This window comes from Burkholderia sp. AU31624 (assembly GCF_020420065.1).
In the GTDB taxonomy this organism is placed as follows: domain Bacteria; phylum Pseudomonadota; class Gammaproteobacteria; order Burkholderiales; family Burkholderiaceae; genus Burkholderia.
The window spans coordinates 35114-45688 of record NZ_JAIZRT010000006.1; the positions used below are offsets into that span (position 1 = coordinate 35114).

The window sequence follows — 10575 nt, forward strand, 5'->3', positions numbered from 1 at the left end:
GTGTATTGGGGGGAATGACGGCCGTTGCCTGGCTCGGGTTATCGCGCGACTTTCGTCAGCCCGTCGCGGGTGAAACGCCTGACCTTGTCCTCGTCGAGTTCGATGCCGAGGCCCGGGCCGTCCGGCACGGTCAGTTCGAATTCGCTGTAATCGAGCGGCTGCGTCAGGATCTCTTCGGTGATCAGCAGCGGCCCGAACAGTTCGGTGCCCCACTGCAGGTTCGCGACACTCGCGAACAGGTGCGCGGACGCCACCGTGCTGAACGCGCCTTCGAGCATCGTGCCGCCGTACAGCTCGATGCCGGCCGCGTCCGCGATCGCGGCGACGCGCTGCGCGGCGAACAGGCCGCCGCTTTGCTCGATCTTGATCGCGAACACGTCCGCGCCGTGATGCTTCGCGATCTCGAAGGCGCTGTCGGGGCCTTGCAGGATTTCATCGGCCATCAGTGCGACCGGGAAGCGGCGCATCAGGCGCGTCAGCGCCGCGGCCGACGCCACCGGCTGCTCGACCAGTTCGCAGCCGGCATCGGCCAGCGCCGGAATCGCGCGCGCGGCCTGCGTTTCGCTCCACGCCATGTTCACGTCGACACGCACCGCCGCGCGATCGCCGACGGCCCGCTTGATCTCGGCCACGTGGCGGATATCCGTCTCCGGCGACTTCGCGCCGATCTTCAGCTTGAACACGTTGTGGCGGCGCAGGTCGAGCATCCGCTCGGCTTCGGCGATGTCGATGGCCGTGTCGCCCGATGCGAGCGTCCACGCGACCGGCAGGCGGTCGCGGCGGCGGCCGCCGAGCAGCTCGCTCACCGGCACGCCGAGCCGCTTGCCGTGCGCGTCGAGCAGCGCGGTTTCGAGTGCGCTCTTCGCGAAGTGGTTGACCTTCGCGAGCTTGCCGAGGAACGCCATCAGCGTCTGGATGCGCGTCGCGTCCTTGCCGATGATCGCCGGCGCGAGATACGTGTCGATCGCCAGCTTCATCGCTTCGGGGCTTTCCGGGCCGTACGCCATGCCGGCGATCGTCGTGCCTTCGCCGAGGCCCGTCACGCCGTCGCTGCAGCACACCTTCACGAGCATCAGCGTCTGGCCGTGCATCGTGGCCACCGACAGCTTGTGCGGGCGGATCGTCGGCAGGTCGACGAGGCGGGTTTCGATGCGTTCGATGGTGACGGAGGACATGGGGCACGCCGTGGGGGTGAAGTTCTTGAGGCGATTTATACGTCTCGTCCGGATCGAGCGTCCAATACTTTTAGGCGGTCATTTCAATACCTGACAGGTATTGAAATTCGGGAATATTCGCTGAATATCGCTGGTTACCATACCCTCGATGACAGGCAGTATGACCGGGAAGCCGCGCTGGATCGAGAGGAGCGGTCAACCGGGATGCGGACGGACGGAGACACGAAAGGCATCGGCCGCCACGCGCGCAGCGACGCAAAAAAGCGGCCTCGACGGGCCGCTGTCAGGGTTTTCCTGATGCTTCGCTCGGGGGCTCGTGGGCGAGTTTCTCGGTATATGCGGTTGGCGGCCGGCTTCGCGTGCGTTGGTTCGAGCGGTTGTCGGGTCAAGACGCTGCGGCGCCGGCGGGATTCACGTCAGCGGTGCTTTGCGCATCGGGTCGGGCGTGCGAAGGGCTCGGCGTCAGGGCAGTCCGCCTCACGCGAATGCTCGCTGGCTTCGTCGCGAGCCACACCGGCTCCGGCAATTCAACCGCCGCACCACCCCCGGGGCGCGGCGGCACCGCATCACGACTCCCCATCGACACCCGCGTACCCACCCAACCTGCCCTCCACCCCGAATCCCTCATTCGGCGCCGGCAACCGCCCGAGCACCCGCTCGACCTCCAGCGCGACCGCGATGAGTTCGCGATCGGTGCCGGCCGCCCCGTCCAGTGCGAGGCCGACGGGCAGCCCGGCCGCCGTCAGCCCTGCCGGGACGGTCATGCCCGGTACGCCGGCATTGCTGCCCGGATCGGTATTCCGGATGTAAGTCGCGAACACCGACGCGGGCTCGCCGTTGAGCATCATCGCGTCGCCCGCCGGGATCGGGCACGCGGTCGCGATCGTGGTCGGAAACACCAGCGCGTCGGCGCCGCTGTCGGCGAGGCACTGCCGATACGCGGCACGCGAGCGCGTACGCCGGTCGAGCGCGGTGCGGTACGCCGCTTCGCCGATCCCGTCGGGGCCGGTGACATGGCGGGCGATCTTCGCGACGTCCGGGCTCCCCACGTTCGCGACGATGTCGTCGACCGACAGGTCGTAGCCGTTCTCGACCAGATACGCGTGCATCGACGACCGGAATTCGTACAGGGCAATGACGGCCGGCTCGTCGTCGAAGAACCCCGGATAGTCGTTCAGGTCGATATCGACGCATTCGAAGCCCGCCTGCGCCAGTTTCGCCACCGCGGCATTCGCCACCCTTTCGACATCTTGAGCGAGGCCGCGCCAGAACGTCGTGCGCGGGACCGCCAGGCGCAGGGGGCGCGTCGCACTGCGGATCGGCAGCGACGTGGGTGCGCCGGCGCCGGACAGAATCGCGTCGAGCAGCGCGATGTCCTCGACCGACCGCGCGATCGGGCCGACGGTGTCGCGCGTGCGCGAAATCGGCGCGACACCGCCCGACGGGTAGCGCCCCACGGTCGGCCGGAGGCCGACGGCACCGCACAGCGCCGCCGGAATCCGCACCGAGCCGCCGGTGTCCGTCCCGAGCGCGGCGGGCACCACGCCCGCGCCGACCAGCGCGCCCGAGCCGCTGCTGCTGCCGCCCGGAATCCGGTTGAAGTCGTACGGATTGCGTACCGCGCCGGTCACGCGGTTGTTGCCCGACACGCCGAACGCCAGCTCGTGCAGGTTGGCCTTGCCCGCGATCAGCGCCCCTTGCGCGAGCAGCCGCGCGACGACCGGTGCATGCTGCGGCGGCACGCGGTTGTGCAGCGCCAGCGTGCCGTTGCCGGTCGGCCGGCACGCGGTGTCGATGTTGTCCTTGATCGCGATCGGCAGGCCCAGCAGCGCGTGCGGGGTGGCCGACGTCGCGAGGTCGCGGTCGCAGCGGGCCGCTTCGGCGAGCAGCCGCGCATCGTCGACGCACGTAAAGCCGTTCAGGTAGCGCCAGCGGGCGTGCCGCTCGATCGTTGCATACGCGTATTCGACGCAGGAAAATTCCCGGCGCAGGATCGCGTTCCGGGCTTCGGTGAGCGTCAGGGTTCCCAGGGTGGGCATCGTCGTCGTTCCTCGTCACGGGGGATCGTCACAAGGTAGGGCGCGCCGATTTTGACGCCCATCATCACAATGGATGACCCCTGCCGTCGGCCGTGCAACCCGCCGTTACGCCAGCGCGGCCGCCAGGCTCGCGCGGTTGGCGACACCCTTCTTCGCCATCACGCGCCGCAGATGCGTGCGGACCGTCGGCACCCCGATGCCGAGCGTGCGTGCGACGTCCTTGTCGGTATAACCGGCGGCAACCAGCCGCGCGACGTCGCTCTCGCGCCCGGTCAGCCCCGTGCACGCATGGCGCCGCCGCAGCAGCGCGCGCCGGAAAAACGGCTCGATGCCGTTCAGCAGCAGCTTGTCGCGTTCGGTGAAATCGGGCCGCCCTTGCGCCCGCCAGATGCGCAGGTCGCCGACGTGCGTCGCGCCGTCGAACGCATAGACGTTGATGCCGTGGTGCATGCCGTCGCGGCACAGGAAATCGGTGTAGAACTCGGTCTGCTCAAGCTCGCGCCGGCTCACCACCTCGTCGACGCAGGTCGCCACGCGGCGCGCGCGCAGTGGCGGCGTGACCGGATCGATATGCTGGAACCACGCTTCGTACCGGGCGATCTGCAACGGATCGACGTTGTACGAGAAGCCGTTGCGCCACAGGCCGGTGTGTTCGTCGCAATCGAACGATGCGGCGAAATCGGCGCGGAGCAGTTGCGTGATCGCGGGCAGCACGAACGTCCGCACGTCGACGACCGGCCCCAGTTCTTCCAGGCGGGCGACGAGGTCGCCGAACAGCCGGAGTTCCTCCGGTGTGATATCGGACGCGGAAAGGTTCATGACGGACGGTTCCTCGGCAAGCCGGTGGAGAACACCTGCATCGAGCGCTTCGACGGGGGGTGTCGCGGCGGAGGCCCGAACGGGCGCGGGTGCGTCGCGATGCGCCATGTTACCCGGCAGATTGACGTACTGCGTATCGCGTATCGACTGCGGCGCCGAGCAGGCTCATGGTTCGCGCGGCACTCCGACACCTGAGCGGTTCGCCAGGGCGCACGAGGCAAAACGGCCGTTTTCCCGAGGGAACAACGACGGAGCCGCTGCGTCAAGGCGCCAACGTGAAGCCCCGCTCAGCGGTCGGCAGCCGCCACCGACGCCTGCCATTGCGCGGCCACGCCGGCGTAATCCCTGATCTTGAACGCGGAGCCGTCTTTGACGTGGACCCAGCCGAGCGTGCGCTCGGCGAGCGGCTTGTCGTGGTCGTCCGTCGCGATCTTGACGATCGCCTGCGCACGCACATGGACGAGACCGTCCGGATAGTCGGACGACGGGTTCGCCAGCGTCACCGTCACGAACGGCCCGAGATCCTGCAGCAGTTGAGCGGCCGGCGGATTGTCGGCCATCAGCAACGAACCGCCCTTCACGCGGTCGTCGACGCGAATGGCCGTGCCGCCCGGGCGCCGCTGCGCAGCGGTCGGCTGCGACATCCACAGCACGTGATCCGGGTTGAGATAGACCACATCGGGGTCGCCCATCGCGTCGCGGGTTTCAATCCGGGGTATCGGCATGCACAGTTCTCCAGTCGAATATCGGGCACCGGGTGCCGGTGCGTCGGCTCCATGATGATGCCGCAATATGTCGGCTTGCCGCGTGCATGGCGGTGAATGGCGAATGGCGCGACCACGCCAGGCCGGATGGCCGCGCGCGATGCACGTTACTCGCACGTTACCGTTTCGCAGGTGCGCCGACGTCGTCGAGTGGTGGTTGATACCGCTTCGCGCCAACCCGATCCGTAGCCCGGCCGCACCGCCTACCCCCGCCACGTCGCGTCCGCGAGCTTCGCCACCAGTTCGTCGTACACGACCCGGATGCGCCGGGGCATCGGCCCGCGCCGCGGCCGATAGACGTGCAGCTTCCACGGCTCGGGTTCGAGGCCGGGCAGCAGCCGCACGAGGCGCCCGTTGTCGACGTACGGCCGGACGAGGTATTCCGAGCACTGCCCCAGCCCCACCCCCGCACAGATGGCCTCGATCTCCACCTCGGTATCGTCGGTCATATACGCCGGCGACGACGGGACGAACTGGTGCTCCCCCCGAAACATCCACGGCCACGCGCGGCCGCTCGCGCGATCGATCAGGCACGTGACCGGCATCGATTCGAGTTCCTTGCGATTTTTGGGCTCACCCAGCCGCCGGATCAGCGACGGCGCGCCGACGATCCACATCGGCAACGGCCCGACCATCCGCGCGACGAAGCGGTTGTCGCCGATCGCTCCGACGCGCACGCCGATGTCGATCTGCTCGTCGACCACCGGCGACGGCACGTCCGACAGCCGCAAGTCGGGCACGAGCCCCGGATACCGCTGCATGAGATCGCTCAGGATCGGTTGCACGTAACGACGCCCCATGCCCGACGGCGCCGTGATCCGCACGACGCCCACCGGCGCGTCGGCCTGACCCGTCGCGGGTCCGAACAGCCCGTCGACGGCAGCCAGCGCCGTCTGCGCGTCACGGGCGAACGCCTGCCCGAACGCGGTGATCCGCAGGCTCCGGGTCGTCCGGTGAAACAGCGTTTCGCCGAGCATCTCCTCCAGTTCGCGCACCGCACGCGTCACGACCTGCGGCGACACGCCCAGGCGCGCCGCCGCCTCGCGGAACGTGGGCGCCGCGGCGGCCGCGGCAAAGATCTTCAGGATGTCGAGTCGGTTGAGCATGGAGAACCCTCACGGAACGCGAAAGCGGCAGCGCCTTTCATTCCCGAAACGGGAATTCTGAATGCGCCATTGTTCCATTTTTTTACGACCGGCGAGCGACCACAATGCTCATCAAGCGTGCATCGCAACCGATTCAACTCAGCCCCATGCGCCGCTTTCATCCCTCACTCTGGAGAATCTCATCATGAACGCAAGCACGAAACCGGGCCAACTCGACGGCCGCATCGCCGTGGTAACGGGCGCCAGCTCCGGCATCGGCCGCGCGTCCGCGATCGAACTCGCGCGTCGCGGCGCCAAGGTCGTCGTCTCCGCACGGCGCAAGCCCGAACTCGATCGACTGGTCGACGAAATCGTGACCGCCGGCGGCGACGCCAAGGCCTTCGTCGCGGACGTCGCGAACGAAGACGATCTGCGCAAGCTGTTCGATTTCACGGTAGCGACCTACGGACGCGTCGACATCGCGTTCAACAACGCCGGCACGGAAGGCGTGTTCGCGCCGCTGCTCGAGCAGGATGCCGAGCGGTTCGACAAGGTGTTCGAACCGAACGTGCGCGGGGTATTCAACTCGATGAAGTACGCCGCTGAAATCATGCTGCGGCAGGGGGCGGGCAGCATCATCAACAATGCGTCGATGGGCGGGCTGATCGGCTTCGAGAATGCGTCGGTCTATATCGCGAGCAAGCACGCGGTGATCGGGATGACGAAGACGGCGTCGATCGAATGGTTCAAACGCGGCGTGCGCGTGAACGCGCTGTGTCCGGGGCTGATCGAAACGCCGTTCCATCATCGCGGCATCTGGCCGTCGGACGAGGCGCAACAGGCGTTCGCCGCATCGACGCCGGCAGGACGCTGGGGCTCCGCCGAGGAGATGGCGACGATCGTCGCGTTCCTCGCTTCGGACGATTCCAGCTACGTGTCGGGACATGCGCTCGTGGCCGACGGCGGTTACTCGGTGGCATGACGGGCAACGCGCGAGGCCGGGCCGTGGCGACTGCTTTACATGCCGCACGCTGCCGCCCGGCGTCGGCTAGGCCACCGCCTGCCTCGCGTGCAGCCGCAGTGCCAGCCACGCGATCCCGACCGCCACCGCGCCGACCACGCCGCCGAACGTGCCGATCCACGGCAGCCCGAAGTCGCCGGCGATATGGTTGCCGATCAGCGCGCCCGCGCCGATGCCGACGTTGTACAGCCCGGAGAAGATCGATACCGCGAGGTCGGTTCCCTCCGGCGCCAGCTTCAGCACCCATGCCTGCATCGCCAGCCCGAAGCAGACGATCGCCCCGCCCCAGAGCAGCGTATGCAAGGACAGCGTGACGATGTTCAGCGCACACGGGAACAGGATCAGCAGGCATCCCGCCAGCGCGACGATCGACCCGAGCAGGAAATCGTCCGGCCGGTGCGGATAGAGGCGGTTGAAGCAGATCGCGGCCGGTATGCCGGCGACGCCGAACAGGATCAGCACATACGTAATCCGGCTGCTGCTCGCGTGGTTCACGCTCTGGACGAACGGCTCGATGTACGTGTACGACGTGAAATGCGCGGACACGACGAGCACGGTGATCGCGTACAGCGCCACCAGCGCGGGCTTGCGCAGGAACACGCCGATGCTGCTGAGCGACCCGGCGCCCTGGCTCGGCGATACCGGCAACGTCGCACGCAGCAGCACCAGCGCGACGGCCGCCGCGCCGGCGATGATCAGGAACGTGACGCGCCAGCCGAACGTCTCGCCGACCACGCGCCCGAGCGGAATGCCGGCCACCATCGCGATCGCCGTGCCCATCGCCAGCAGGCTGAGCGCACGGCTTTTCCGGTCGCTCGGCGCGAGCCGCACGGCCAGCGGCACGGAAATCGACCAGAACACCGCATGCGCGCACGCAATGCCCAGCCGGCCGACCATCAGCACCGCGAAATTCCATGCGACACCGGTCACGACGTGGCTCGCGATGAACCCCAGCAACGCCCACGTGAGCAGCTTGCGACGCTCGACATGGCGCGTGGCCAGTGTCAGCGGCAACGACACGACGGCCACGGCCCACGCGTAGATCGTCAGCATCAGGCCGACGTCGGTCGGCTGCATGTGCAGGCTGTCGCCGATCGCGCTGAGCAGCGCGACAGGCACGAATTCGGTGGTATTGAAGATGAAGGCGGTGAGTGCCAGGGTCAGGACACCCCACCACGAATGCTTGGAACTGACGGCGTCCGGTGTAGCCATACCTGGAATCGGCGAGACGAGGGTTGGGGGCGCGCGGCGCGGAGAGCCCGGCCCGGCGATCGCCGCGATTGTACCAGCGGCACATGACACGGCGCGGGGTGGCGTGGCGTCTCGTCGGTGGGCCGCGGGACATGGTCACGACACGGCCGTGCGCCGATAATGTGCCGATACGCTTCTCACGACCCGTTTGCACGCGCCCCTTTCGATCCAGGAGGTACACATGCGCATTGAAACGTCTTTTCTGTTCGATCTCGACGGCACGCTCGTCGACAGCGTCTACCAGCACGTCCTCGCGTGGAAGGAAGCGCTCGATGCCGAAGGCATCGAATTGTCGGTGTGGCGCATCCATCGCAAGATCGGCATGAGCGGCGGCCTGTTCCTGAATCAGCTGCTGCGCGAGACGTCGGGCGACCTCGACGCCGAGCGCGTCGAGCGGCTGGCGCGCCTCCATGCGGCCGCGTACCAGCGGCTGCGCGCGCAGGTCCGGCCGCTGCCGGGGGCGCGCGAGCTGCTGGCCGCGTTGTCGTCGGCAGGCATCCGCTGGGCGATCGCGACCAGCGGGCGGATGGAGACGGCCGCCATCAATCTGGAGGCGCTCGGCGTCGATCCGGCGAAGCAGGTGGTGGTGACGCGCGATCAGGTCAAGTACGCGAAGCCCGATCCCGACCTGTTCCTGACGGCCGCCGCAAAACTGAACGTGCCGATCGAACACACGGTCGTGGTGGGCGACAGCATCTGGGACATGCTCGCCGCCGCCCGCTGCCGCTCGCTCGGCGTCGGGTTGCTGTCGGGTGGCTACGGCAGCGACGAACTCGAACGCGCGGGCGCGCTGCGCGTGTATGACGATCCGGCCGATCTGCTGTGGCATCTCGACGAGATTGCGGCGCGGCCCTGAAACGCGTGCTTCGCCGACGGCGCCTGCACCGGCGCGCCGTCGGTTTTGTCAGGTCGAGAACGACCACCGGCCGCGCCTGCGCGGAACCGGCTCGCGGCGGCCGCGCGGCTCAATCGTCGTCAACGCGCTTGTCGATCAGATAGCGCCCCCGCTCGACACCCGCGAGCAGCGCCTCGTTCTCGGTCGTCCAGGTGGGGCCGTCGGCCGCCGGCACGACCAGCTCGATGCGCTCGCCGCCCACATACACCTGCACCTCGTCACGCCACGCGCCGCTGTCGTTGCGCCGCGCCCACACGCGTATCTCGTGCCCGCGATACGGGTCCCGAATCTGTGCGTCCTGTTGATTTTGCACGGTGGCCTCCTTGTACCTATCTGCGATGGCGATGCAAATAATACGCGCCGCATGAGCGCCGCGCGCCCCGTCGGCCCATACGCACGCGCCGTGCCTGACACCCGGCCGCTGGCACGCGGTTTGCGCGCCGGTCGCGCACCGAACCGCCGCGGCATGCCGCGCGAGCCCGCGAAGCGGTTCCTCCAGCAACCGGACGACGATCCGCGCACCGACGCCTTCCCCGGCTCCGCTCCCGCGACCCGGCTCGCGGATCGACCGTCCCGACCCTTCGCGAAGGAGCCTCGTGTGAATCAAACGACCGATCTGCTCTCCTATCTCGTGACGAGCCAGCTGGCCGCGCGCATGCGGTCCGGTGCATGGCTCACGACCGGTCAGCTCGTCGACGTGCAGCGGATGTGGCTCGCGTGCCATCGCGCCGAATGCGGATGGCTTGCGCGGATAAGGATCGCGGACGCGTCCGTGACGATCGCGCAAGGGATCTACGACATCGCGATCGCGAACCGCGATCCCGACAGCGGTGAACGGGTGCGGCTCGACGCCGATTCACCGGAATTGAACGCGCTGCGCGAACGTTGCGACGCGCTGCTGCAGCGGATCGACGGCAGCCGGGACGTCGACGCATGGTGATCGTGCCGGACCGCGCGACGCCCGCGCCGGGCACGCCGCTTGCGCGGTGAGCCCGTTTTGACCCGACGGAGCCGGCCCATGCGAACCGACGCACTCGACGGAAACGATCTCGACTACTGGTGTGCACGCGCGCTGTGCGCCGACGACGAAGACACGCTGCGTTTCACCGCCGTCGCACCGCACCTGGTCGTGACGGCTGCGTGCGACGCGCTCAGGCGGCTCGACACGTGCTTCGTGCCGTCGGCGTCGTGGTCCGACGCGGGCGCGGTGCTCGACCGTGTCGACGATCTGCGAATCGCACGGCACGGCGACGACGTCGAATGCGACGCGACCTTCGTCGACGGGCCGTCCACCTGCGGCGCGCACGGACGCGATGCGCGCGTGGCCCTGCTGCGGGCGTTCGTGCGCGCCCGCTTCGGCGACGAAATCGATGCACCGCCGCCGTTCCCGCACCGGATCGAACACGGTGCGGTGGTGCGCTGCGATCCCGGCGTGCCGCTTCCCGAAGCCGATGACGATCGTGCCACGGGCGACAGCACGGATATCCGCTCGGTACCGCGCATGTAAGTGCATGCAGTACCCAGCG

The 10575-nt window shown here is 68.3% G+C and carries 11 protein-coding genes; 4 read left to right on the forward strand and 7 right to left on the reverse strand.

Going from position 1 to position 10575, the window contains the following annotated elements:
- Positions 1-38: 38 nt before the first annotated feature.
- From LGM89_RS22120 to LGM89_RS22140, 5 genes are all read right to left on the reverse strand, one after another.
- The gene (locus LGM89_RS22120) at positions 39-1175 is read right to left on the reverse strand and encodes a muconate/chloromuconate family cycloisomerase (RefSeq protein ID WP_226273882.1); all 1137 of its coding nucleotides are present in this window, start codon (positions 1173-1175) and stop codon (positions 39-41) included.
- A gap of 566 nt (positions 1176-1741) precedes the next feature.
- The gene (iaaH, locus tag LGM89_RS22125) at positions 1742-3214 is read right to left on the reverse strand and encodes an indoleacetamide hydrolase (protein ID WP_226273883.1); all 1473 of its coding nucleotides are present in this window, start codon (positions 3212-3214) and stop codon (positions 1742-1744) included.
- Between the two features lie 105 nt (positions 3215-3319).
- Complete coding sequence (locus tag LGM89_RS22130; RefSeq protein ID WP_226207898.1) at positions 3320-4033, reverse strand: helix-turn-helix transcriptional regulator; 714 nt, start codon at positions 4031-4033, stop codon at positions 3320-3322.
- A 287-nt stretch (positions 4034-4320) separates the two neighbouring features.
- On the reverse strand, positions 4321-4758 hold the full coding sequence (locus tag LGM89_RS22135) for a hypothetical protein (protein ID WP_226273884.1): 438 nt from the start codon (positions 4756-4758) through the stop codon (positions 4321-4323).
- A gap of 242 nt (positions 4759-5000) precedes the next feature.
- Positions 5001-5903: a LysR family transcriptional regulator gene (locus tag LGM89_RS22140; RefSeq protein WP_089498629.1), complete on the reverse strand. Its 903-nt coding sequence runs from the start codon at positions 5901-5903 to the stop codon at positions 5001-5003.
- Positions 5904-6087: 184 nt separating this feature from the next.
- Here LGM89_RS22140 and LGM89_RS22145 point away from each other — a divergent pair, with 184 nt between their 5' ends.
- The gene (locus LGM89_RS22145; protein WP_226273885.1) at positions 6088-6864 is read left to right on the forward strand and encodes an SDR family NAD(P)-dependent oxidoreductase; all 777 of its coding nucleotides are present in this window, start codon (positions 6088-6090) and stop codon (positions 6862-6864) included.
- 66 nt (positions 6865-6930) lie between these two features.
- Here LGM89_RS22145 and LGM89_RS22150 read toward each other — a convergent pair whose 3' ends face one another.
- Complete coding sequence (locus LGM89_RS22150; RefSeq protein ID WP_226273886.1) at positions 6931-8115, reverse strand: sugar transporter; 1185 nt, start codon at positions 8113-8115, stop codon at positions 6931-6933.
- Between the two features lie 220 nt (positions 8116-8335).
- On the opposite strand from LGM89_RS22150, the gene LGM89_RS22155 reads away from it, so the two are divergent.
- Positions 8336-9010, forward strand: a complete 675-nt coding sequence (locus LGM89_RS22155) for an HAD family hydrolase (RefSeq protein ID WP_226207893.1) — start codon at positions 8336-8338, stop codon at positions 9008-9010.
- Between the two features lie 109 nt (positions 9011-9119).
- Here the strand turns inward: LGM89_RS22155 and LGM89_RS22160 are convergent, their stop codons facing one another.
- Positions 9120-9362 (reverse strand): DUF6566 family protein, encoded by a 243-nt coding sequence (locus LGM89_RS22160; RefSeq protein WP_089498625.1) that lies wholly within the window; start codon positions 9360-9362, stop codon positions 9120-9122.
- Between the two features lie 342 nt (positions 9363-9704).
- Between LGM89_RS22160 and LGM89_RS22165 the strand changes: the two genes are divergently transcribed.
- Positions 9705-9989: a hypothetical protein gene (locus LGM89_RS22165; protein WP_089444215.1), complete on the forward strand. Its 285-nt coding sequence runs from the start codon at positions 9705-9707 to the stop codon at positions 9987-9989.
- Positions 9990-10067: 78 nt separating this feature from the next.
- Positions 10068-10556, forward strand: a complete 489-nt coding sequence (locus tag LGM89_RS22170) for a phage protein NinX family protein (RefSeq protein WP_089498624.1) — start codon at positions 10068-10070, stop codon at positions 10554-10556.
- Positions 10557-10575: the final 19 nt, after the last annotated feature.